The organism is Rhodococcus sp. NPDC054953 (genome assembly GCF_053609225.1).
In genome coordinates this window covers 113,950-137,357 of record NZ_JBSGXD010000010.1, presented here as the reverse complement: position 1 = coordinate 137,357, position 23,408 = coordinate 113,950, and the positions used below count along the sequence as shown (strand labels likewise).

General features: G+C 69.7%; 20 protein-coding genes. 16 read left to right on the top strand and 4 right to left on the bottom strand.

Annotation, left to right across the window (positions count from 1 at the left end; all coding sequences use genetic code 11):
* The 8 genes from infB to truB all read left to right on the top strand — a co-directional run.
* Positions 1–2,089, top strand: a 2,089-nt coding sequence (infB, locus tag ACWF62_RS09900) for a translation initiation factor IF-2 (protein WP_452629956.1), incomplete at its 5' end; no start/stop codon positions are given.
* 68 nt (positions 2,090–2,157) lie between these two features.
* Complete coding sequence (locus ACWF62_RS09895; RefSeq protein WP_378508848.1) at positions 2,158–2,448, top strand: DUF503 domain-containing protein; 291 nt, start codon at positions 2,158–2,160, stop codon at positions 2,446–2,448.
* A 113-nt stretch (positions 2,449–2,561) separates the two neighbouring features.
* The gene (rbfA, locus tag ACWF62_RS09890) at positions 2,562–3,026 is read left to right on the top strand and encodes a 30S ribosome-binding factor RbfA (RefSeq protein ID WP_378508847.1); all 465 of its coding nucleotides are present in this window, start codon (positions 2,562–2,564) and stop codon (positions 3,024–3,026) included.
* 9 nt (positions 3,027–3,035) lie between these two features.
* Complete coding sequence (locus tag ACWF62_RS09885) at positions 3,036–4,037, top strand: DHH family phosphoesterase (protein ID WP_378570088.1); 1,002 nt, start codon at positions 3,036–3,038, stop codon at positions 4,035–4,037.
* A complete protein-coding gene (locus ACWF62_RS09880; RefSeq protein ID WP_378508845.1) occupies positions 4,030–5,466 on the top strand; it encodes an MATE family efflux transporter in 1,437 nt (478 codons plus the stop codon). Before ACWF62_RS09885 ends, ACWF62_RS09880 begins: the two co-directional genes overlap by 8 nt.
* Positions 5,467–5,471: 5 nt before the next feature.
* The gene (locus ACWF62_RS09875) at positions 5,472–6,398 is read left to right on the top strand and encodes a metallophosphoesterase family protein (RefSeq protein ID WP_378508844.1); all 927 of its coding nucleotides are present in this window, start codon (positions 5,472–5,474) and stop codon (positions 6,396–6,398) included.
* On the top strand, positions 6,395–7,069 hold the full coding sequence (gene npt, locus ACWF62_RS09870) for a 4'-phosphopantetheinyl transferase Npt (protein ID WP_452629955.1): 675 nt from the start codon (positions 6,395–6,397) through the stop codon (positions 7,067–7,069). The genes ACWF62_RS09875 and npt overlap by 4 nt, the downstream gene beginning before the upstream one ends.
* Positions 7,070–7,080: 11 nt before the next feature.
* Positions 7,081–8,001, top strand: coding sequence for a tRNA pseudouridine(55) synthase TruB (gene truB, locus ACWF62_RS09865; RefSeq protein WP_378508842.1), 921 nt, complete (start codon positions 7,081–7,083; stop codon positions 7,999–8,001).
* Between the two features lie 3 nt (positions 8,002–8,004).
* Here the strand turns inward: truB and ACWF62_RS09860 are convergent, their stop codons facing one another.
* The 4 genes from ACWF62_RS09860 to ACWF62_RS09845 form a co-directional block, all read right to left on the bottom strand.
* A complete protein-coding gene (locus tag ACWF62_RS09860; RefSeq protein ID WP_452629954.1) occupies positions 8,005–8,874 on the bottom strand; it encodes a cytochrome c biogenesis CcdA family protein in 870 nt (289 codons plus the stop codon).
* Positions 8,871–9,656 (bottom strand): DsbA family protein, encoded by a 786-nt coding sequence (locus ACWF62_RS09855; protein WP_452629953.1) that lies wholly within the window; start codon positions 9,654–9,656, stop codon positions 8,871–8,873. Before ACWF62_RS09855 ends, ACWF62_RS09860 begins: the two co-directional genes overlap by 4 nt.
* Positions 9,657–9,771: 115 nt before the next feature.
* The gene (locus tag ACWF62_RS09850; RefSeq protein ID WP_378570091.1) at positions 9,772–10,176 is read right to left on the bottom strand and encodes a hypothetical protein; all 405 of its coding nucleotides are present in this window, start codon (positions 10,174–10,176) and stop codon (positions 9,772–9,774) included.
* Positions 10,177–10,190: 14 nt separating this feature from the next.
* Positions 10,191–10,910 carry a metal-dependent transcriptional regulator gene (locus ACWF62_RS09845; RefSeq protein WP_378508838.1) on the bottom strand — a complete coding sequence of 240 codons (720 nt, stop codon included), beginning with the start codon at positions 10,908–10,910 and terminating at the stop codon, positions 10,191–10,193.
* 197 nt (positions 10,911–11,107) lie between these two features.
* Between ACWF62_RS09845 and ACWF62_RS09840 the strand changes: the two genes are divergently transcribed.
* From ACWF62_RS09840 to narI, 8 genes are all read left to right on the top strand, one after another.
* The gene (locus ACWF62_RS09840; protein WP_378508837.1) at positions 11,108–12,082 is read left to right on the top strand and encodes a bifunctional riboflavin kinase/FAD synthetase; all 975 of its coding nucleotides are present in this window, start codon (positions 11,108–11,110) and stop codon (positions 12,080–12,082) included.
* A 126-nt stretch (positions 12,083–12,208) separates the two neighbouring features.
* The gene (gene rpsO / locus ACWF62_RS09835) at positions 12,209–12,478 is read left to right on the top strand and encodes a 30S ribosomal protein S15 (RefSeq protein ID WP_378508836.1); all 270 of its coding nucleotides are present in this window, start codon (positions 12,209–12,211) and stop codon (positions 12,476–12,478) included.
* 425 nt (positions 12,479–12,903) lie between these two features.
* The gene (locus ACWF62_RS09830) at positions 12,904–15,153 is read left to right on the top strand and encodes a polyribonucleotide nucleotidyltransferase (protein ID WP_378508835.1); all 2,250 of its coding nucleotides are present in this window, start codon (positions 12,904–12,906) and stop codon (positions 15,151–15,153) included.
* A 141-nt stretch (positions 15,154–15,294) separates the two neighbouring features.
* Positions 15,295–16,518 (top strand): nitrate/nitrite transporter, encoded by a 1,224-nt coding sequence (locus ACWF62_RS09825; RefSeq protein WP_378508834.1) that lies wholly within the window; start codon positions 15,295–15,297, stop codon positions 16,516–16,518.
* A gap of 75 nt (positions 16,519–16,593) precedes the next feature.
* On the top strand, positions 16,594–20,298 hold the full coding sequence (locus ACWF62_RS09820) for a nitrate reductase subunit alpha (protein ID WP_378508864.1): 3,705 nt from the start codon (positions 16,594–16,596) through the stop codon (positions 20,296–20,298).
* 1 nt (position 20,299) lies between these two features.
* Positions 20,300–21,961: a nitrate reductase subunit beta gene (narH, locus tag ACWF62_RS09815; protein WP_378508833.1), complete on the top strand. Its 1,662-nt coding sequence runs from the start codon at positions 20,300–20,302 to the stop codon at positions 21,959–21,961.
* A complete protein-coding gene (gene narJ / locus ACWF62_RS09810) occupies positions 21,958–22,632 on the top strand; it encodes a nitrate reductase molybdenum cofactor assembly chaperone (RefSeq protein ID WP_378508832.1) in 675 nt (224 codons plus the stop codon). The genes narH and narJ overlap by 4 nt, the downstream gene beginning before the upstream one ends.
* A 1-nt stretch (position 22,633) precedes the next feature.
* Entirely contained in the window at positions 22,634–23,365 is a 732-nt protein-coding gene (gene narI / locus ACWF62_RS09805) for a respiratory nitrate reductase subunit gamma (RefSeq protein ID WP_378508831.1), read from the top strand.
* Positions 23,366–23,408: the final 43 nt, after the last annotated feature.

The following is a 23,408-nucleotide window of genomic DNA, read 5'->3' as shown; positions in this document are numbered from 1 at the left end:
CCCCGGCGGCGGCCGTCCCGGCGGCCCGGGTGGGCGTCCCGGCGGCGGCGGTGGCGGCGGCTACCGCGGCGGTGGCGGCGGCGCCCCGGGTGCTCCCGGTGCCGGCGCACCCGCGGGTGGAGGCTTCCGCGGTCGTCCCGGCGGCGGCGGTCGCCCCGGTCAGCGCGGTGCCGCGGCAGGAGCGTTCGGTCGTCCCGGTGGCGCGCCCCGGCGTGGCCGCAAGTCGAAGCGGCAGAAGCGGCAAGAGTACGACTCCATGCAGGCACCCGCCGTCGGCGGCGTGCGGCTGCCCCGCGGCAACGGCGAGACCATCCGGCTCGCCCGCGGTGCGTCCCTGTCGGACTTCGCCGAGAAGATCGACGTCAACCCGTCGGCACTGGTCCAGGCGCTGTTCAACCTGGGCGAGATGGTCACGGCGACGCAGTCCGTCAACGACGAGACCCTTGAGCTGCTCGGCGGCGAGATGAACTACGTCGTCCAGGTCGTCAGCCCGGAGGACGAGGACCGCGAGCTCCTCGAGTCGTTCGACCTCACCTACGGCGAGGACGCGGGCGGCGAGGAGGACCTCGAGCAGCGTCCGCCGGTGGTCACCGTCATGGGTCACGTCGACCACGGCAAGACCCGCCTGCTGGACACGATCCGCAAGGCCAACGTCCGCGAGGGCGAGGCCGGTGGCATCACCCAGCACATCGGCGCCTACCAGGTGCTGACCGAGCTGGACGGCGTCGAGCGGCTGGTGACGTTCATCGACACCCCGGGCCACGAGGCGTTCACCGCCATGCGTGCCCGTGGTGCGAAGGCCACCGACATCGCGATCCTGGTCGTCGCGGCCGACGACGGCGTCATGCCGCAGACGGTCGAGGCGATCAACCACGCCCAGGCGGCCGACGTGCCGATCGTGGTCGCGGTCAACAAGATCGACAAGGAGGGCGCCGACCCGGCGAAGATCCGCGGTCAGCTCACCGAGTACGGCCTGGTCGCCGAGGAGTACGGCGGCGAGACCATGTTCGTCGACATCTCCGCCAAGCAGGGCACCAACATCGAGCACCTGCTCGAGGCGGTCCTGCTCACCGCGGACGCGTCGCTGGACCTGCGTGCCAACCCGGACATGGACGCCCAGGGTGTCGCCATCGAGGCGCACCTCGACCGCGGCCGCGGCCCGGTGGCGACCGTGCTCATCCAGCGCGGCACCCTGCGGGTCGGCGACTCGATCGTCGCGGGCGACGCCTACGGTCGCGTGCGCCGCATGGTCGACGAGCACGGCGACGACGTCCTCGAGGCGCTGCCGTCGCGTCCGGTCCAGGTCATCGGCTTCACGTCGGTGCCCGGTGCGGGCGACAACCTGCTCGTCGTCGACGAGGACCGGATCGCACGGCAGATCGCGGACCGGCGCAACGCCCGCAAGCGCAACGCGCTCGCGGCCCGCAGCCGCAAGCGGATCAGCCTCGAGGATCTGGATGCCGCGCTCAAGGAGCACAACGAGCTCAACCTCATCCTCAAGGGCGACAACTCCGGCACCGTGGAGGCCCTCGAGGAGGCGCTGCTCGGGATCGAGATCGACGACGAGGTGCAGCTGCGGGTCATCGACCGCGGTGTCGGTGGCATCACCGAGACCAACGTCAACCTGGCGTCGGCGTCGAACGCGATCATCATCGGCTTCAACGTCCGCGCGGAGGGCAAGGCGACCGAGCTCGCCAACCGCGAGGGCGTCGACATCCGGTACTACTCGGTGATCTACCAGGCCATCGACGAGATCGAGAAGGCCCTCAAGGGCATGCTCAAGCCGGTCTACGAAGAGGTCGAGCTCGGCAAGGCGGAGATCCGTGCGATGTTCCGGTCCTCGAAGGTCGGCAACATCGCGGGCTGCCTGGTCACCTCCGGCATCATGCGGCGCAACGCGAAGGCCCGCCTGCTGCGGGACAACGTCGTCGTCGCGGAGACGGTCACCATCTCCTCGCTGAAGCGGGAGAAGGACGACGCCACCGAGGTGCGCGAGGGTTACGAGTGCGGTCTGACCGTCACCTACAGCGACATCAAGGTCGGTGACGTGATCGAGGCGTACGAGCTGCGCGAGAAGCCGCGCGACTAGATCGCAACCGTGGGTGTCCCGTGGGCCTGCCCGGCCCGCGGGGCACCCCGTGATCGTGTGGAGGCCGGTTGTATCTCGGTGCCCTGGAACTGGACGTGCTGCTCGGTGACGTCCGGTCCCTGAAGGAGAAGCGTTCGGTGGTCAAGCCCGTGATCGCCGCGCTTGCCCGGTTCGGGGTGTCGGTCGCGGAGACCGGTGACCAGGACCGCTACCGCCGCGCCGAGATCGGTGTTGCGGTGGCGAGTGCCGACGTCGGGCACCTCACCGAGGTCCTCGACACCTGTGAGCGCGCGGTCGCGGCCCGCCCGGAACTGCAGTTGCTGTCCGCGCGTCGCAGGTTGTTCGGCCCCGAGGACTGAACCCCGGTTGATGCGGGCATCCGGCCAGGGTGTATTTCATGTATTTCAATTGTTGGCGGCGGCGTCACCGTCAGGAGCGATCCGGCGCCGCCGTGTGAGAAGGGACTCCGGTCATGGCAGATCCGGCGCGGGCACGCAAGCTCGCCAAGCGCATCGCGACGATCGTGGCATCGGCGATCGACCACGAGATCAAGGATCCGCGGCTCGACTACGTCACCATCACCGACGCGAAGGTGACCGCCGACCTGCACGACGCGACCGTGTTCTACACGGTCCGCGGCGTCGATCTCGGCAGTGAACCCGACCACGAGGGTGCCGCGGCAGGCCTGGCGAAGGCGACCGGGGTGCTGCGGTCGAAGGTGGGTGCGGGCACCGGGGTCCGGTTCACCCCGACCCTGACGTTTGTCGCGGACACCGTCCCCGACGCGGCCCGGCACATGGAGGAACTGCTGGCCCGGGCCCGCGCGGCCGACGACGAGGTCGCGAAGGCGCGGGAGGGCGCGGCGCACGCCGGCGACGAGGACCCGTATCGGGAGCAACGGGCCGCGGCCGACGACGACGCCCGCGACGCCGACTAGGACCGGGCAATGACCGTGACCGCGCAGACATCACAGCCGCAGGAACCGTCGCGGGACATCGACCTCGCGACCGCGGTGACCCTGCTGTCGGACGCCACCTCGGTGACGGTGCTGTGCCACGTCCAACCGGACGCCGACACCATCGGCAGCGGGCTGGCGCTTGCGTTGGCGCTCGACCGCAGGGGCACGCCGGTGCAGGTGTCGTTCGCGCAACCCGCGGTGCTTCCGGAGTCGATGCGCACCCTGCCCGGGGTGTCGCTGCTGGTCCCGCCGGACGAGGTGGCCGAGGTCGCGGACCTGGTCGTGACGGTGGACTGCGGCAGCCGCGGCAGGCTGGGGCGCCTCGGTGACCGGCTGGACGCCGCCCGCGTGACGCTGGTCATCGACCACCATCGGTCGAATACCCGCTACGGGCACCACAACCTGATCGACGATTCGGCCGAGGCCACCGCGGCCGTGCTGACCCGGCTGTTCGACCGGTGGGGGGTCGAGATCGACCGGGACATCGCACACTGCCTGTTCGCTGGCCTGGTCACCGACACCGGGTCGTTCCGGTGGGTGCAGCCGGGCACGCATGCGCTCGCCGAACGCCTGATCGACACCGGCATCGACTCGGCGGGCATCACCCGCCGGCTGCTGGACACGCACCCGTTCGGATGGCTGCCAATGCTGTCGACCGTGCTCGGGTCGGCGCAGCTGGTGCCGGACGCCGCCGGTGGACGCGGTCTGGTGTACGCGCTGATCCGGTACCAGGACACCGCCGGACTCGGCGCCGAGGAGATCGAGTCCGTCATCGACATCGTCCGCACCACCGCGGAAGCGGAGGTCGCGTCGGTGCTCAAGGAGAACGAACCCGGCGTCTGGTCGGTGTCGTTGCGCTCGAAGTCGGCGATCGACGTCTCCGATGTCGCGGCGCGGCTCGGCGGAGGCGGGCACCGCTTCGCGTCCGGCTACACGGCCGAGGGCGAGGCGGACGACGTGATCACGGACCTGCTGGCGACCGTTGGCTGACCCGCTCGGCGACGAGGTACGGGCGGACGACCGGCCGTCGACCCGCCGGATCCTCGGGTTGGCGCTGCCCGCGCTGGGCGTGCTCGCCGCCGAGCCGCTGTACCTGCTGTTCGACATCGCCGTCGTCGGGCACCTGAACGCGCTCGCGTTGGCGGGTCTCGCGGTCGGCGGGTTGATCCTGGCGCAGGTCAGCACCCAGCTGACCTTCCTGTCGTACGGCACGACCGCGCGCGCGTCCCGGCTGCACGGCTCCGGGGACGAACGCGGCGCGGTCGGGGAGGGCGTGCAGGCCACCTATCTGGCCGCCGCGATCGGGATCGGGATCATCGTCGCCGTGCAGGTGCTGGCGGCACCGGTCACCGCGTTGATCGCGGGCGGCGCCGACATCGCTGCGGAGGCGGCGGACTGGTTGCGCGTCGCGGTGTTCGGTGCACCGATGATCCTGATCGCGATGGCGGGCAACGGGTGGATGCGTGGTGTCCAGAACACGATGCGGCCACTGCGGTTCGTCCTCGCCGGGCTCGCGTTGTCCGCGGTGGCCTGCCCGATCCTGGTGCACGGGCTGTTCGGGGCGCCGCGGATGGAACTGGTCGGGTCGGCGGTCGCGAACGTGGCTGGCCAGGTGGTGACGGCGTCCTGCTTCGCGGCGGCGCTGATTCGGTCCGGGGTCCCGCTGCGGCCCCGGTCCTCGGTGATGCGCGCCCAGGTGGTGCTCGGTCGGGACCTGATCCTGCGGAGCCTGGCGTTTCAGGCCTGCTTCCTGTCCGCCGCGGCGGTGGCGTCCCGGTTCGGGGCCGCCTCCGTGGCCGCGCACCAGGTGGTGCTGCAGCTGTGGAATCTCGTCGCGCTGACCCTCGATTCGCTGGCGATCGCCGCACAGACCCTGGTCGGTGCCGCGCTCGGTGCGGGCCGGGTCGCCGGTGCGCGGGCGCTGGCCCGCAGGCTGACCGGATGGTCGACCGTCTTCGCGCTGCTGCTGGCCGCGGTCTTCGTGCTCGGCCATCGGGTGGTCCCGACCCTGTTCACGCCCGACGCCGACGTCCAGCAGCAGATCACGGTCATCTGGTGGTTCTTCGTGGCGATCATGCCGGTCGCGGGTGTGGTGTTCGCGCTCGACGGGGTGCTGCTCGGGGCCGGGGACGCCGCGTTCCTGCGGAACGCCACCCTGGCCTGCGCGGTCGTCGGATTCCTGCCGCCGATCTGGCTCTCGCTCGCGTACGACTGGGGGCTGGCAGGAATCTGGACGGGGCTGACGGTGTTCATGCTGCTGCGGATGCTTGCGGTCGTGCTGCGGGCACGATCGGGGCGCTGGGCCGTCGGCGGTGCCGACATCCAGCGTTCGGTCGGCGGTGCCGACAGTCAGCGTTCGGTCGGCGGTGCCGACATCCAGTCGAGAAACCAGGCGCGAAAGAGTGGGACGGGAAGGTAGTTGGCGTGACACGCAAGCTGTGGGCGGTGAGCGACATCCATGTCGGGCACAAGGGGAATCGTCCCGTCACCGAGGAGTTGTACCCGGAGTCGCCGCAGGACTGGCTGATCCTCGCCGGTGACGTGTCGGAGAAGACCGACGACATCGCGTGGGCGCTGAAGACGCTGCGCGGCCGGTTCGAGAAGGTGATCTGGGTGCCGGGCAACCACGAACTGTGGACCACGGCGAAGGACCCGGTGCAGATCCACGGCGCCGCCCGGTACGACTACCTCGTCACGATGTGCCGCGAACTCGGCGTGCTCACCCCCGAGGACCCGTACCCGGTGTGGGACGGGGAGGGTGGCCCGGCGACGCTCGTACCGATGTTCCTGCTCTACGACTACACGTTCCGGCCCGAGGGCACCGCGACCAAGGAGGAGGCCCTCGAGTACGCCCGCGACAAGAACGTCGTCGCCACCGACGAGTTCCTGCTCTCCTCGGAGCCGTACGCGACCCGCGACGCCTGGTGCGCGGCCCGGCTGGAAACGACCCGGGCCCGCCTCGACGCGCTCGACCTGTCCATCCCGACGGTGCTGATCAACCACTTCCCGCTGGTCCGGGAACCGACGCGGGTGCTGTTCTACCCGGAGTTCTCGCTGTGGTGCGGCACCGAACGGACGGCGGACTGGCACACCCGGTACAACGCGATCTGCAGTGTCTACGGGCACCTGCACATCCCGCGCACCACCTGGTATGACGGGGTCCGGTTCGAGGAGGTGTCGTTGGGCTACCCGCGCGAGTGGCAGCGCCGCGGGCTGCCGGAGAAGCTGTTGCGGCAGATCCTGCCGGTGCCGGAGTACGGTCCGGGCACGCTCAACAAGTGGGGCGGGCATTTCAAGGTGACCGCCGAGCAGGAGGCGGAGATGGAACGTATGAGGGCGGCACGCGCATGATCGAGAAGATTCTCCCGGCAGGTGTGGAGTATGCGGAACTGTTCGCCGACCCGCCGGAACTCCAGCCGCACCCGAGCGAGGCCGCGCTGATCGCGAAGGCCGTCGAGAAGCGGCGGCGCGAGTTCGTCAGCGTTCGGCACTGTGCCCGTCAGGCGCTGGGCAAGCTCGGCGTCGACCCGGCTCCGATCCTCAAGGGTGAGCGGGGGGTTCCGCTGTTCCCGCGGGGTGTGGTCGGCAGCCTGACCCACTGCGACGGCTACCGCGGCGCGGTGCTCGGCTACTCGATGGCGGTCCGCTCGGTGGGCATCGACGCCGAACCGCACGGACCGCTCCCGGACGGGGTGCTCGAGGCGGTCAGCCTGCCCGCCGAACGCGACTGGCTCGCCGGCGGCACCCCCGATGGCGTCGCCGTGCACTGGGATCGGTTGCTGTTCTGCGCGAAGGAGGCCACCTACAAGGCGTGGTTCCCGCTGACCTACCGCTGGCTCGGGTTCGAGGACGCGCACATCACGTTCACCCTCGGCGCGTCGGACGGGGACACCGCGACCGGCACCTTCCACACCGACCTGCTGGTATCGGGGGAGACGAAGGACGGCCCGCCGCTGTCGGCGTTCGACGGTCGCTGGCTCGTCGACGGCGGCCTGGTGATCGCCGCCATCACGGTCCAGTAGGCTCGAAAACCGTGTCTGCTCACCGCCCCCCGTCCTCCGGCCTGCACGGCGCCGGGTTGTTGATCGTCGACAAGGACGCGGGCATGACCAGTCACGACGTCGTGGCGAAGTGCCGGAAGATCCTGCATACCCGCAAGGTCGGGCACGCGGGCACCCTGGACCCGATGGCCACCGGGGTGCTGGTCCTTGGTGTGGAGCGCGCGACCAAGCTGCTCGGTCTGCTGTCACTGACCACCAAGGCGTACTCGGCCACGATCCGGCTCGGGCAATCCACCTCCACCGATGACGCGGAGGGCGAGGTGCTCGCCGACGCGGACGCCTCCGCCGTCGGTGACGAGCAGGTTGCCGCGGTGATCGCGACCCTGACCGGGAACATCGAGCAGGTGCCGACCCGGGTCAGCGCGATCAAGGTGGACGGACAGCGCGCGCACAAGCTGGTCCGCGAGGGCGCCGAGTTCGAGCTCGAGGCGCGGCCCGTCACCGTGGACCGGTTCGATGTGACCGCCATCCGTAGGCCGGGCACCTTCGTCGACGTCGATGTCGAGGTGGAGTGCTCGTCGGGCACCTACGTGCGGGCCCTTGCGCGGGATCTCGGTGCCGCGCTCGGCGTCGGCGGGCACCTGACGGCGCTGCGCCGCACCCGGGTCGGACCGTTCACCCTTGAGCATGCCCGCACCCTCGACCGGCTGGCCGACGACCCCGCGGTCAGCCTGGACATCGATTCGGCCTGCCAGACGGCGTTCGCGCACCGGCCGATCACCGCGGCGGAGGCCGAGTCGATCAGCCAGGGCCGCTGGCTCGAGCCGATCGGCATCCCCGGCACCTACGCCGCGATCGATCCCGGCGGGCACACCATCGCGTTGCTGCAGGAGCGCGGTCGCCGGGCGAGTTCCGTGATGGTCGTCCGCCCGGCGACCCTACGGGAGAGCTGAGCCTCAGCCCTCGCGGTCCCGCTCCGGGGCGGGGACCGGAACCGGGGCCTCGGCGCGGGGCCGGAACAGCCGCCACGCCACGACCAGCAGCGCCGCGCCGCCGAGCAGCGCCGCCAGCGTGGTCATCGGGATCGCACCGGCCAGCCGCAGGACCCAGCTCTCGAGTGCGACGCCGGTGTCCGCGCCGACCGCTCCGGCCAGCGCGGACGTGCCGTCCGAGACGAGGAACAGCACCCCGACCGCGACGAAGAAGAGACCGGAGAGCAGCGAGGTCGTGTGCAACTCGACCCGCCCGACGGTGAGCACCCGGCCACGCAGCCAGCGGCGGCGGCCGAGGTCGAATCGATCCCACACCGCGGCCATCACGAACAGCGGCATCGCCATGCCGAGGGCATAGACCGCGAGCAGCGACCCGCCGTGCAGCGGTGACGAACTCAGCGCCGCGACGGTGAGGATCGACCCGAGGATGGGGCCGACGCAGAACCCGGACAGGCCGTAGACCATGCCGAGCAGGTAGACCGAGCCGGCCCGGTCCGACCGGCCCTGCCGGGCCATCGCGCGCTGCGCGAACCCGAACGAGAAGCCGCGGCCGACGATCTGAAGGATCCCCATCGCGATGATGGTCAGGCCGCCGACGGTGATCACCGTCTCGCGGTGGGTGCTGAGCACCCCGCCCAGCAGCGACCCGGCCGCCCCGAGCGGCACCAGGGTGGTGCACAGGCCGAGGTGGAAGGTTCCGGTGCGGGCAACGAGCCTTCCGGTGGAGCCGAACGAGTACGCGAAGAAGCTGGGCAGCAGCAGGGCGCTGCAGGGGCTCAGCAGCGCAAGCAGCCCGCCGAGGAAGGCTGCGCCGTACCCGATTCCGGCATTCACTGCCCGCCGCCAGGCGCCTCGTCGAGCAGACCCGCCTCGATGACGGCGATCATCTGCTCGACCGGGCGGGCGCCGAGGATCGGCCTGCCGTTGATCAGGAACGCGGGCGTCGAGTTGACGCCGATGCCGACCGCCTCGGTGATGTCGGCGGTGACCGCGGCCCGCGCGGCATCGGAATCCAGGTCGGCCCGGAACCGATCGAGGTCCCCGACCCCGGCCAGTCCCGCCCATTCGGTCAGCCGGTCGGCGGTGAACACGCCGGTGTTCTTCTTGGCGGGGGCATTCTCGAACATCAACTCGTGCAGTTCCCAGAACCGGCCCTGCTGCCCGGCGGCCCAGCCTGCCCGCGCGGCCCGCTCGGACTCCTCCCCGAAGAAGGCGAGGTTGCGCCACTCGATCCGCAGCAGGCCGCGGTCCACGTACTTCGCGACGAGTTCGGGCTCGGTGGTCTGGGCGAACTGGCGGCAGTACGGGCATTGCAGATCGGAGTACTCGATCATCACCACCGGTGCGGTCGGCGAGCCGAGCGCCATCGGGTCGGCGGGGTCGCGGCGGGCCAGGGTTGCCAGGTCCCGGTACATGTCGTTGTTGGCGTACTGGCCGGTGGCTGCCGAGGGCTCGGAGTCGGGTTCGGGTTCGGTGCTGGTGCTGCTCACGATCTGGGCGATGGCGATGACCAGCAGGACGACCGCGGCGAGGGCGGCCGCGACGGCCGCGATTCGGCGGGTCGGTGAGCCGGTGGGCACGGTGCTGCACGGGGAGGTGCGGGAACGGGGGGACATGACGGGACGACTCCTGTCTGCGCGCCGACACTGCTCGGCGCGTGCTGCGAATGAAGGGTGGTGACGACACCGCCGCGGGCGCCCGCTTGGGGCACCGTCGCGGTCGGTGGGTCATCTAAATTCGCAGGACGGTGGACAGGTCGAGGGCCGGTGACGGGGGGCCGGTGGTGTCGATCGGGACGAAGCCGCGCTGGCCGGGTCGCTCGAGGCGCATCGACGCGGGCCCGTCGAGGACGGTGAGCGGCAGGCGATGGTCCTCGCGGTGCGGCACGGAGCCCTGCATCGGGGTGGTCGGATCGGTGGGTGCACGGCGGCATCCGCCCGCGCGGTCGGCGGCCTCCTCGGCGCCTGCCTGCGTGCCCTGCGCGACGGCCGACGCGGCCGCCGCCGACGACCCGGCCGGGTCGTCGGCAACGGCCGCCGGTTCGGTGTACGTGCACGCGACCACGATGCCGACCAGGAGCCCGATGATCGCGGTGGCCAGGCCCCGCAGCAGCACCGGTCGGCGTCGACGCGTCACGCCGGGCCGCCCGATCAGTGGTCCACCAGCCAGATCGCCTCGGCCGCCGGGGTGCCCAGTTCGACGGCGCCTCCCGACGGGTCGGTGGTCTCGCCGAGCCGCACCGACAGGGTGCCCGCGTAGTCGCGTCGTTCGACGACGGCGATGGTCACGTCCAACGCGATCCCGACGGAGTCGAAGTACCGCAGCATCGCCGGGTCCGAGTCGGAGATCCGGGCGACGACGCCGGATTCGCCGTCGGTGAAGTCGCTGAGCTGGCGGGCCGCCGGCGTGGGGATGGTGCCGTCCGCGGTCGGGATCGGGTCGCCGTGCGGGTCGCGTTCGGGGTGCCCCAGCTTGGCGTCCATCCGCTCGATCATCAGGTCCGAGACCGCGTGCTCGAGCACCTCCGCCTCGTCGTGCACCTCGTCCCAGCCGTAGCCGAGTTCGCAGACGAGGTACGTCTCGATCAGCCGGTGCCTGCGCACCATCGCGACCGCGGCGGACCGGCCGCTGTCGGTCAGGGAGATCGACCCGTATCGGGCATGGTCGACGAGCCCCTGGTCGGCGAGCTTGCGGATCGCCTCGGACACCGTCGACGCGGACACCCCGATCCGTTCGGCGAGCATCTTGGTCGACACCTGCTCACCCGACCATTCCCCGGCCGTCCAGATCACCTTCAGGTAGTCCTGGGCGACGGGCGTCAGGACAATGTCATCGGTCGTCTCGTCGGATCCACGCTTACGGTCGGGCACGAATCGAGCTTAGGCAATGCGCTGTCGGGGTGACACGTCGACACTCGTGGCAGTGCCGAACGCGACGTGCGTCGGCGGTACCGACAGTGACGTGCGTCGGCGGTGCCGACCGTGACGTGCGTCGGCGGTGCCGACCGTGACGTGCGTCGGCGGTGCCGACCGTGACGTCCAGCGCGGTGGGTCGTAGGCTTCCAGGCGTGCAGAGATGGCGAGGGCTCGACGACGTTCCTGCCGACTGGGGCCGTTGCGTACTCACGATCGGCGTTTTCGACGGTGTGCACCGCGGGCACGCCCAGCTGATCGGTCGGGCGGTCAAGGCGGCGAGTGAACGGGGAATCCCCAGTGTGCTCATGACTTTCGATCCGCACCCGATGGAGGTGGTGCGGGCCGGCAGTCATCCGGCGCAGTTGACCACGCTGCGGCGGAGGGCCGAGCTGGCCGAGGAACTGGGCATCGACGTGTTCTTCGTCGTCCCGTTCACCGCGGAGTTCATGAAGCTCAGCCCGGAACAGTACGCCCACGAGATCCTCGTGGAGCGGTTGCACGTCGCCGAGGTCGTGGTGGGGGAGAACTTCACCTTCGGCAGGAAGGCGGCGGGCACCGTCCCGATGCTCCGCGACATCGGCGCCCGATTCGGGTTCGCCGTCGACGGGGTCAATCTGCTCGCCGAGCACGCGGTCACCTTCTCGTCCACCTACATCCGCTCGTGTGTGGATGCGGGCGACGTGACCGCGGCCGCGGAGGCGCTCGGCAGGCCGCACCGCGTCGAGGGTGTTGTGGTGCACGGCGAAAAGCGGGGTCGCGACCTCGGCTTCCCGACCGCGAACGTCTCGCCGCCCGAGCATGCCGCGATCCCCGCCGACGGCGTCTACGCCGCGTGGTTCACCGTGCTCACCCAGGACCCGGTCGAGGGCTCGCTGACCCCCGGGGTTGCGCACATGGCCGCGGTGTCGGTGGGCACCAATCCGACGTTCTCGGGCCGGACCCGGACCGTCGAGGCCTACGTCCTCGACGTGTCGCCGGACCTGTACGGCCAGCACGTCGCCGTCGACTTCGTGCGCCGCCTACGGGGGATGGACCGGTTCGACTCGGTGGAGGCGCTGATCGCGCAGATGGGCCGGGATGTGGACGAGACCCGTGACCTGCTTGGGCGGGCGAGCGACCTCGGCTGACGCCGGGCGGGGGTCGGTGAAGCGCCTGGTAGGATCTGCTCTCGGTGTGTGCTGCGGTCTGCGGCGGCCGCGCCACGCGGGTCCGCCCGTGTTTTCGTCGCGCAGACATCAGTAACAGGAGTGACAGTGGCGCTGACCACCGAACAGAAGAAGGCCGTCCTCTCCGAGTACGGGCTGCACGAGACCGACACCGGTTCGCCGGAGGCGCAGGTTGCGCTGCTGACCAAGCGGATCGTCGATCTCACCGAGCACCTCAAGATGCACAAGCACGATCACCACTCCCGCCGCGGCCTGCTGCTGCTGGTCGGACGTCGTCGTCGTCTGCTCAAGTACGTCCAGAAGGTCGACATCGCGCGTTACCGTTCGCTCATCGAGCGTCTGGGCCTGCGTCGATAAGAATGATCTCTCGTCCGGTACCGCCCGCGACACGGTGGGTCGGTGCGGACGTGAACATCCCGGTAGCCAACGAGGCGAGTGCATAGACTGACCTCGTTGGCTACCGGTGTTTGTCGGGTGGTGCGGCGTCCGGAACGGCGACCGAACCCCCGGTGGACACGGTTCCATCGCGAACCACCTGGATCCACGAGGGATCCCGCCGTACGTGCCGAGGTCGTGGCAGTCGGTCTTCGGTAGTGGCCACTCGCACGGTCGTCGAGATACACGATCTGCGAAGGGCTTCGATCGATGGCCGCCTCCGCGACGGTGCCGGCCCGCCAGCGGAAACGCCGGGCGCGGCACCCGGGTAGGTGCGCGTCGCCGCCACGAGGGCGGCGACGACCATGCGGATACGGCGAAGACGAAGAGGGAAGAGAAGAGAAGAGATGACAAACAATTCCGCAGTCGAGGTCGACGAGGGCGTGTTCGAGTCCACCGCCGTCATCGACAACGGGGCCTACGGCACCCGCACCATCCGTTTCGAGACCGGCCGCCTCGCGCAGCAGGCCGCCGGCGCCGTCGTCGCCTACCTCGACGACGAGACCATGCTGCTGTCGGCCACCTCGGCCAGCAAGCAGCCCAAGGAGCACTTCGACTTCTTCCCGCTGACGGTGGACGTCGAGGAGCGCATGTACGCCGCGGGCCGTATCCCCGGCTCGTTCTTCCGTCGCGAGGGCCGCCCCTCCACCGACGCGATCCTCACCTGCCGCCTGATCGACCGGCCGCTGCGCCCGTCGTTCGTCGACGGCCTGCGCAACGAGATCCAGGTCGTCGTCACGGTCCTGAGCCTGGACCCGAAGGACCTGTACGACGTCGTCGCGATCAACGCGGCGTCCGCGTCCACGCAGATCGCGGGCCTGCCGTTCTCCGGTCCGGTCGGCGGTGTGCGCGTCGCCCTGATCACGTCCGAGGAGAACAAGGCAGGCCAGTGGGTCGCGTTCCCGACGGTCGAGCAGCTCGAGAACGCCGTCTTCGACATGGTCGTCGCCGGCCGCGTCGTCGAGTCCGGTGACGTCGCGATCATGATGGTCGAGGCCGAGGCCACCGACAACGTCATCGCGCTGATCGACGGCGGCGCGCAGGCGCCGACCGAGGCGATCGTCGCGCAGGGCCTCGAGGCCGCCAAGCCGTTCATCGCCAGCCTGTGCCAGGCACAGCAGGCGCTGGCGACCGCATCCTCGCGGCCGACCGGTGACTACCCGGTGTTCCCGGCCTACCAGGACGACGTCTACGCCGCCGTCGCCGCGGCCGCGACGGACAAGCTGTCGGCCGCGCTGACCATTGCGGGCAAGCAGGAGCGCGACGACCGGACCGACGAGGTCAAGCTCGAGGTGCTCGAGCAGGTCGCGCCGACGTTCGAGGGCCGCGAGAAGGAGATCGGCGCTGCGTTCCGCTCGCTGACCAAGAAGCTCGTCCGCCAGCGGATCCTCACGGACCACTTCCGCATCGACGGCCGCGGCATCACCGACATCCGGTCGCTGTCCGCCGAGGTCGCCGTGATCCCGCGGGCACACGGCTCCGCGCTGTTCGAGCGTGGCGAGACCCAGATCATGGGCGTCACCACCCTCGACATGGTCAAGATGGCGCAGCAGATCGACTCGCTGGGCCCCGAGACCAGCAAGCGCTACATGCACCACTACAACTTCCCGCCGTACTCGACCGGTGAGACCGGCCGCGTCGGCTCCCCGAAGCGCCGCGAGATCGGCCACGGCGCCCTCGCCGAGCGGGCCCTGATGCCGGTGCTGCCGAGCGTCGAGGAGTTCCCGTACGCGATCCGTCAGGTCTCCGAGGCGCTCAGCTCCAACGGCTCCACCTCGATGGGGTCGGTCTGTGCCTCGACGCTGTCGCTGCTCAACGCGGGCGTGCCGCTGAAGGCGCCGGTCGCGGGCATCGCGATGGGCCTGGTGTCCGACGAGGTCGACGGCGAGACCCGCTACGTGGCCCTGACCGACATCCTCGGCGCCGAGGATGCGTTCGGCGACATGGACTTCAAGGTCGCCGGCACCAAGGACTTCGTCACCGCGCTCCAGCTCGACACCAAGCTCGACGGCATCCCGTCGCAGGTGCTGGCCGGTGCGCTGTCCCAGGCGCACGACGCCCGCACCACGATCCTCGAGGTGATGGCCGAGGCCATCGACACCCCGGACGAGATGAGCGCGTACGCCCCGCGGATCACCACCATCAAGGTGCCCGTGGACAAGATCGGTGAGGTCATCGGCCCCAAGGGCAAGATGATCAACTCGATCACCGAGCAGACCGGTGCGAACATCTCCATCGAGGATGACGGCACCGTGTTCGTCGGTGCGGCGGACGGTCCGTCCGCGCAGGCCGCGATCGACATGATCAACGCCATCGCCAACCCGCAGCTGCCCAAGGTGGGCGAGCGCTTCCTCGGCACGGTCGTCAAGACCACCGCCTTCGGTGCGTTCGTCTCGCTGCTGCCGGGTCGCGACGGACTGGTGCACATCTCCAAGCTGGGCAACGGCAAGCGGATCAGCAAGGTCGAGGACGTCGTGAACGTCGGCAGCAAGATCCGGGTCGAGATCGCGGACATCGACAACCGTGGCAAGATCTCGCTGGTTCCGGTCGACGAGGAGGGCGGCGACGCGGCGGCCGAGCAGGGCGCCGACGCCTGACCCCGAGGGTCTGATCTCCGGGGAGTGCCCCCGGCCACCGTGTGGCCGGGGGCACTCCCTTTTTTGTATGTGAGATGAAAATTTGGCCGCGGTGCCGTGTCCGCACTGCAATCGGCCCGCGGCGGTGGTTTGCTGATAGCCGTGAACGCAACGAAGGTTGTATTCGACAAGGCGGCCCAGTCGCGGAACCTGATTCTCGCGACCTGGACCTCGACCATCTGCTTCTGGGCCTGGAACATGATCGGCCCGATGTCGACCACCTATGCCGACCGGCTGGACCTGTCCAGTTCGCAGGCGTCGATGCTGGTTGCCACCCCGATCCTCGTCGGGTCGCTCGGCCGGATCGTCACCGGGCCGTTGACGGATCGGTACGGCGGCCGCGCACTGTTCGTCTTCGTCGCGTTGGCGTCGATCATTCCCGTTCTCGCGGTGGGCTTTTCGGCAAACCTCGATTCATACACCGGCCTGCTGGTGTCGGGCTTCCTGCTCGGCGTCGCCGGCACGGTGTTCGCGATCGGGATCCCGTTCGCCAAGTCGTGGTACGACGCAAGTCGGCACGGCTTCGCCACCGGAATCTTCGGTGCGGGCATGGTGGGCACCGCGCTGTCGGCCTTCTTCACGCCGCGATTCGTCCGGTGGTTCGGCCTCATCCCGACGCACATCATCATCGCGGTCGCGCTCGCCGCGACCGCGGGCCTGTGCGTGGTCGCGATGAAGGACTCACCCGCGTTCGCGCCGAACACCGAACCCGTCGTCCCCAAGCTGGTCGCCGCGTCGAAACTCCGTGTGACCTGGGAGATGTCGTTCCTGTACGCGATCGTGTTCGGCGGCTTCGTCGCGTTCAGCAACTACCTGCCGACGTACATCAAGACGATCTACGACTTCTCCGCCGTCGACGCGGGCACCCGCACCGCGGCGTTTGCGCTCGCTGCCGTCATCGCCCGCCCGATCGGTGGTGCCCTGTCCGACCGGATCGCCCCGAAGTGGGTCGTGTTGGCCTCGCTGGCCGGGACGGCGGTGATGTCCGGGATCGCGATCATGAAGCCGCCGCCGGACGTCTGGTCGGCGACCGACTTCATTCTCCTTGCGATCTTCCTCGGCATCGGCACCGGCGGGGTGTTCGCTTGGGTGGCCCGCCGATCGCCCGCATCGAGCGTCGGTTCCGTCACCGGAATCGTTGCCGCGGCAGGCGGATTGGGCGGATACTTCCCGCCTCTGGTGATGGGCGCGACGTACGACGAGACGGACAACGACTACACCGTCGGCCTGGCGTTGCTGGTGGCGACCGCACTGGTTGCGTTGCTGTACACCGCCGTCAAGCTGCATGCGCGCGAGCCGGAGAAGTCGAGTGAACCCACGAGTTGACGAGGTCGGAACGGAACTGGGCGCGACAGCGCGGAGGAGGCTCACGTGACAGCCAAGGGAGCGGCCACCGGTGGCATGGTGGAGGACGCGCTGGTGCGCAGCGGGCGGTTCTTCACCCCGGGCACCGAGTCGGCGGACCGGCGGACCATCAGCAGGGAGGGCGGCCGGGACGGTGACATCTTCTACCGGGACCGGTGGAGTCACGACAAGGTGGTCCGGTCCACGCACGGGGTGAACTGCACCGGGTCGTGCTCGTGGAAGATCTACGTCAAGGACGGCATCATCACCTGGGAGACCCAGGAGACGGACTATCCGTCGGTCGGGCCGGACCGGCCGGAGTACGAGCCGCGCGGCTGCCCCCGCGGCGCTGCGTTCTCCTGGTACACCTACTCGCCGACCCGGGTGCGCTACCCGTACGCCCGCGGGGTCCTGGTCGAAATGTACCGGGAGGCGAAGGCCCGGCTGAAGGATCCGGTGTTGGCCTGGGCGGACATCCAGAACGATCCCGAGCGGCGCAGACGCTACCAGCGGGCGCGCGGCAAGGGCGGCCTGGTCCGGGTGAACTGGGACGAGGCGACCGAAATGATCGCCGCGGCCCACGTGCACACGATCAAGGAGTACGGCCCCGACCGGGTCGCGGGCTTCTCACCGATCCCGGCGATGTCGATGATCTCCTTCGCCGCCGGATCCCGCTTCATCGAGCTGCTCGGCGGCGTGATGACCTCCTTCTACGACTGGTACGCGGACCTGCCGGTCGCCTCCCCTCAGGTGTTCGGCGACCAGACCGACGTCCCCGAGTCGGGGGACTGGTGGGACGCGAGCTACCTGCTGATGTGGGGCTCGAACGTGCCGGTCACCCGCACCCCGGACGCACACTGGATGGCGGAGGTGCGCTACCGCGGCACCAAGGTCGTCACGGTCAGCCCCGACTACGCCGACAACACCAAGTTCGCGGACGAGTGGATGCCCTGCGCGGCGGGCACCGACGGCGCGATGGCGATGGCGATGGGCCACGTGATCCTGTCCGAGTACTTCGTGCAGCGGCGCGAACCGTTCTTCGTCGACTACGTCCGCCGCTACACGGACCTGCCGTTCCTGGTGAAGCTGGAGGAACGGGACGGACGGTGGGTGCCCGGCAAGAACCTCACCGCCGCCGATCTCGGGGAGAGCGTGGAGAACGCGGCGTTCAAGCCGGTGCTGATCGACGGCGGCACCGACCGGCCCGCGGTGCCGAACGGCTCCCTCGGCCACCGATTCGGGGAGGAGGGGGTCGGCAAGTGGAACCTCGACCTCGGGGATCTGGCGCCGGCCCTGACCGTCGCCCCGACCGACGGCTCCCTCGGCGAGGTTGCGGCCGTTGCCTTCCCGCGTTTCGACACCCTCGACGGGCACGGTGAGGAGATCGCGCGCGGGGTTCCGGTCCGGACCGTCGCCGGGCACCGGGTGTGCACGGTGTTCGACCTGATGCTCGCCCAGTACGGCGTCGCGCGGCCCGGACTGCCCGGGCAGTGGGCGAGCGGCTACGACGACGCGTCCTCGCCGAACACCCCGGCCTGGCAGGAACCGATCACCGGGGTGTCCGCGGAGCAGGTGGTCCGGATCGCGCGGGAGTTCGCGACCAACGCGATCGACTCCGGTGGCCGCTCGATGATCATCATGGGGGCGGGCATCTGCCAGTGGTTCCACGGTGATGCGACCTACCGGGCGATCCTGTCGCTGCTGCTGCTCACCGGCTCGATGGGCCGCAACGGTGGCGGCTGGGCGCACTACGTCGGGCAGGAGAAGTGTCGTCCGGTCACCGGTTGGGCGACGGTGGCGATGGGCACCGACTGGAGTCGGCCGCCGCGCCAGATGGCGGGCACCTCGTACTGGTACGCGCACACCGACCAGTGGCGCTACGACGGCTACCGCGCCGACGCCCTGTCCAGTCCCACCGGGCGCGGCCGGTTCGCGGGCAAGCACACAATGGACGTGATGGCCTCGGCCGTCGCGATGGGCTGGACGCCGTTCTACCCGCAGTTCGACCGGTCCAGCCTGGACCTGGCCGACGAGGCCGCTGCCGCGGGCAAGGAGGTCGCCGCGCACGTCACCGAACAGTTGGCGTCGGGCGACCTGCGGCTCGCCGTCACCGATCCCGACAATCCGCGGAACTGGCCGCGGGTGCTGAGCGTCTGGCGCGCAAACCTGCTCGGCTCGTCCAGCAAGGGCAACGAATACTTCCTCAAGCACCTGCTCGGAACCACCTCGAACCTGCAGGCCGAGCCGACCCGACCCGAGTTGCGTCCGAACGACGTCGCCTGGCGCGACGGCGAGGAGGGGAGCGGAGCCAGCGGAGCGACCGGCTATGGCGGTCCCGAGGGCAAGCTGGACATGGTGATGTCCATCGACTTCCGGATGACGTCGACGACGCTGCTCTCGGACGTGGTGCTGCCCGCGGCCACCTGGTACGAGAAGCCGGACCTGTCGAGCACCGACATGCACCCGTACATCCACGCCTTCACCGCGGCGATCGACCCGCCGTGGGAGACGAAGTCGGACTTCGAGGCGTTCGGTGCGATCGCGCGGGCGTTCTCCGCCCTCGCTCGCGGCCACCTCGGCACCCGCACCGACGTGGTGCTCGGCACCCTGCAGCACGACACGCCGGGCGCGATGGCGTATCCCGGTGGCACCGAATCGGACTGGCGGGTCACCGGGGAGGTACCGGTCCCGGGCCGGACGATGGGCCCGCTGGCCGTCGTCGAGCGGGACTACCCGGCGATCGCCGAGAAGTGGTCCGCGCTCGGGCCGCTGGTCGAGAAGGCGGGCCTGGTCACCAAGGGCGTCACCTACCTGCCCGACGCCGAGGTCGCCGAGCTCGCCGACAAGCACGGGGTGATGAGTTCCGGTGCGGCGGCGGGTCGTCCGGCGCTCGACACCGCGGAGAAGATGTGCGAGGCGGTGCTGCGGCTGTCCGGGACCTCGAACGGCAGGCTCGCGGTGCAGGGGTTCCGGCAACTCGAGCAGCGCACCGGACGGCAGATGGTGCACCTCGCGGAGGGCAGCGAGGAACGCCGAATCACGTTCGCCGACACCCAGGCCCGGCCGGTGCCGGTGATTACCAGCCCGGAGTGGTCGGGCAGCGAGACCGGTGGCCGCCGGTACGCGCCGTTCACCGTCAACATCGAGGAACTCAAACCGTTCCACACGCTGACCGGCCGGATGCACTTCTACCTCGACCACGACTGGATGGAGGAGGTCGGCGAGCAGCTGCCGATCTACCGGCCGCCGCTGGACATGGCGCGGCTGTTCGACGAGCCGAACGTGGGGGAGATGCGGGACGGGGTCGGGCTGACCGTCCGCTACCTGACCCCGCACAGCAAGTGGTCGATCCACTCCGAGTACCAGGACAACCTGTTCATGCTGTCGCTGTCCCGGGGTGGGCCGACGATGTGGATGTCCCCGGCGGACGCGGCGAAGATCGCGGTCAAGGACAACGACTGGGTCGAGGCCGTCAACCGCAACGGCGTGGTGGTGTGTCGGGCGATCGTCTCGCATCGCATGCCGGAGGGCGTCGTGTACGTCTACCACGCGCAGGAGCGCACCATCGACGTGCCGCGCTCCGAGACCACCGGCAACCGTGGCGGCATCCACAACTCGCTGACCCGGCTGCTGGTCAAGCCGACCCACCTGGCCGGCGGGTACGCGCAGATCTCCTGGGCGTTCAACTATCTCGGCCCGACGGGCAACCAGCGCGACGAGGTGACGGTGGTTCGCCGCCGGAGCCAGGAGGTGACGTACTGAAATGAAGGTCATGGCACAGCTCGCGATGGTGATGAACCTCGACAAGTGCATCGGCTGCCACACCTGCTCGGTCACCTGCAAACAGGCCTGGACCAACCGGTCCGGCACCGAGTACGTGTGGTTCAACAACGTCGAAACCCGTCCCGGACAGGGGTATCCGCGCACCTACGAGGACCAGGACCGCTGGCGCGGCGGCTGGGTGCGGGACAAGAAGGGTCGGCTGCGACTCAAGGACGGCGGACGGCTGGCGAAGCTGTCCCGGATCTTCTCGAATCCGAAGCTGCCGGAGATCTCGGACTACTACGAACCGTGGACCTACGACTACGAGAATCTCACCAGCGCACCGCTGAGCGACCAGATGCCGGTCGCGCCGCCGCGCAGCCTGATCACCGGCAAACAGATGAAGGTGGAGTGGTCGGCGAACTGGGATGACAACCTGGCCGGCTCGCCGGAGATTCTCGCCGACGACCCGATCCTCAAGAAGGTCAGCGACCAGGTCAAGCTCGAGCTCGAACAGAGCTTCATGTTCTACCTGCCGCGGATCTGCGAGCATTGCCTGAACCCGGCCTGCGCGGCGTCCTGCCCGTCGGGGGCGATCTACAAGCGCTCCGAGGACGGCATCGTCCTGGTCGACCAGGACAAGTGCCGCGGCTGGCGGATGTGCGTGTCCGGGTGCCCGTACAAGAAGGTGTACTTCAACCACAAGACCGGCAAGGCCGAGAAGTGCACGTTCTGCTACCCGCGGGTCGAGGTGGGCCTGCCAACCGTGTGCGCGGAAACCTGCGTCGGCAGGCTGCGCTACATCGGGCTGGTGCTCTACGACGTCGACAGGGTCACCGAGGCGGCGTCGGTGGAGGACGAGAAGGACCTCTACGAGGCGCAATTGGGCACCTTCCTCGACCCGAACGACCCGCACGTGATCGCCGCGGCGCACACCTCCGGCATCCCGGACACCTGGATCGAGGCGGCTCAGCGGTCCCCGGTGTACACCCTGATCAAGGAGTACCGGGTCGCGCTGCCGCTGCATCCGGAGTACCGCACGATGCCGATGGTCTGGTACATCCCGCCGCTGTCCCCGGTGGTCGACGCGGTGAGCCGCGACGGGCACGACGGCGAGGATCTGGGCAACCTGTTCGGGGCGCTGGAATCGCTGCGCATCCCGATCGAGTACCTCGCGGAGTTGTTCACCGCGGGCGACACCGGGGTGGTGACGGACGTGCTCGCGAAGCTGGCGGCGATGCGGTCGTACATGCGGGACGTCAACCTGGGCCGGCCGACGCAGGAACACATTCCGGCCACCGTCGGCATGACCGAGGAGCAGCTCTATGCGATGTACCGGCTGCTTGCGATCGCGAAATATGAAGAGCGGTATGTGATCCCATCGGCCTACGCTGCGGACGCGCACGGCCTCGAGGAGACCGTCACCGAGTGCGCCCTCGACTTCGAGGGCGGGCCCGGCCTCTACGACCAGGGGTCCGGACCGTTCGGGGAGTCCAGCGGTGGCCCGGTGCCGGTGGCCGTGGAGACCTTCCATGCGCTGCGGCAACGCCAGACCAGTGAGGCGATGGGTGCGAACGCAAGCAACCCGTCCCGGGTGAACCTGCTCAATTGGGACGGCAAGGGTGTCGAGGATGGCATGTTCCCCCGCGGCGGTGGGCGATGAAGCTGCTGCGGCGGGCCTCGTCGACCGTCGACGGGGACCGGTCGGTACAGCGCAATCGTGTTGCCTGGCAGTGTGCGTCGCTGCTGCTGGCATATCCGGACGCGGGTCGGAACGGGCGCATGGACACGGTGGACGGTCTGCTCGGGCACCTGCCCGGCCAGCTCCGTGAACAGCTCGGCGGGGCGGCTCTGCGGCTGCGTCAGCTGCCGCAGGTCGAGGCGGAAACCGCCTACGTCGACACCTTCGACCTGCACTGCCGGACCACCCTGCTGCTGACCTACTGGACCGAGGGCGACACCCGCAATCGCGGTGAGGCGATGCTGCGGTTCTCCCGGGTCTACCGGGACGCGGGCGTGGAGCCGCCGACCGCCGAATCCTCCGATCATCTCGCCGTCCTGCTGGAGTTCGCCGCGACCGTCGACCCCGGGACGGGTGGGCGCCTGCTCGCCGAGCATCGGCCCGCGATCGACCTGCTGCAGCAGCGACTCGCGACCCTCGGGTCGCCCTACGCGCCGGTCCTCGACGCGGTCGCCGCGACGCTGCCCCCCGCCACCGACCAGGACGTCGCGCGGGCCCGGCGCTTGGCGGCGGCGGGCCCGCCCGCCGAGGCGGTCGGGTTGCAGCCGTTCACCCTGACCGTCCCACCCCGCCGAACCGAAGGAGCGCACTGACATGTCCGCCGGGGAAATCTACTGGTCCGTCATCCCGTACGTGACCCTCGCGGTCCTGATCGTCGGCACCTGGTGGCGGTACCGGTACGACAAGTTCGGCTGGACGACCCGCTCCTCGCAGCTCTACGAGAGCCGTCTGCTGCGGATCGCGAGCCCGGTGTTCCACTTCGGCATGCTCGTCGTGATCCTCGGGCACATCATCGGCCTGGTGATCCCGGAGTCGTGGACCGAGGCGGTCGGGATCAGCGAGCACGCCTACCACTGGATGGCGGCGATCCCCGGCGTGATCGCGGGCATCGCCACCCTGATCGGGATCGGGCTGCTGATCTACCGGCGCCGGGCCACCGGACCGGTCTTCACCGCAACCACCGTCAACGACAAGATCATGTACGTGGTGCTGGTGGCCGCGATCGTCGCCGGCCTGGCCACCACCATGATCGGCGCGTTCGAGGGCAACGCGGCGCACAACTACCGGGAGACGGTGTCGGTGTGGTTCCGGTCCATCTGGATCCTGCAGCCGGACGGGGCGGCGATGGCGGCGGCCCCGCTGTCGTTCCACGTTCACGTGACGATCGCGCTCGTGCTGTTCGCGATCTGGCCGTTCACCCGGCTCGTGCACGCCTTCAGTGCGCCGTTCGCCTACCTGTTCCGGCCCTACGTCGTGTACCGCTCGCGGGAGGCGGCGGGCAAGGGTGAGCTGGTCGGATCGCAGCCGCACCGGAAGGGCTGGTGACGGCGGTGCCGTCGGACGATCGGCGCTGAGTGGCCTGTACTGT

What these genes read in the sequence shown, in the direction of transcription:
- rbfA (WP_378508847.1), top strand. Translation starts at nt 2,562, where the DNA reads ATGGCAGATCCGGCGCGGGCACGCAAGCTCGCCAAGCGCATCGCGACG.
- ACWF62_RS09885 (WP_378570088.1), top strand. Translation starts at nt 3,036, where the DNA reads ATGACCGTGACCGCGCAGACATCACAGCCGCAGGAACCGTCGCGGGAC.
- npt (WP_452629955.1), top strand. Translation starts at nt 6,395, where the DNA reads ATGATCGAGAAGATTCTCCCGGCAGGTGTGGAGTATGCGGAACTGTTC.
- ACWF62_RS09855 (WP_452629953.1), bottom strand. Translation starts at nt 9,656, where the DNA reads ATGTCCCCCCGTTCCCGCACCTCCCCGTGCAGCACCGTGCCCACCGGC.
- ACWF62_RS09830 (WP_378508835.1), top strand. Translation starts at nt 12,904, where the DNA reads ATGACAAACAATTCCGCAGTCGAGGTCGACGAGGGCGTGTTCGAGTCC.
- ACWF62_RS09820 (WP_378508864.1), top strand. Translation starts at nt 16,594, where the DNA reads ATGGTGGAGGACGCGCTGGTGCGCAGCGGGCGGTTCTTCACCCCGGGC.
- narH (WP_378508833.1), top strand. Translation starts at nt 20,300, where the DNA reads ATGAAGGTCATGGCACAGCTCGCGATGGTGATGAACCTCGACAAGTGC.
- narJ (WP_378508832.1), top strand. Translation starts at nt 21,958, where the DNA reads ATGAAGCTGCTGCGGCGGGCCTCGTCGACCGTCGACGGGGACCGGTCG.
- narI (WP_378508831.1), top strand. Translation starts at nt 22,634, where the DNA reads ATGTCCGCCGGGGAAATCTACTGGTCCGTCATCCCGTACGTGACCCTC.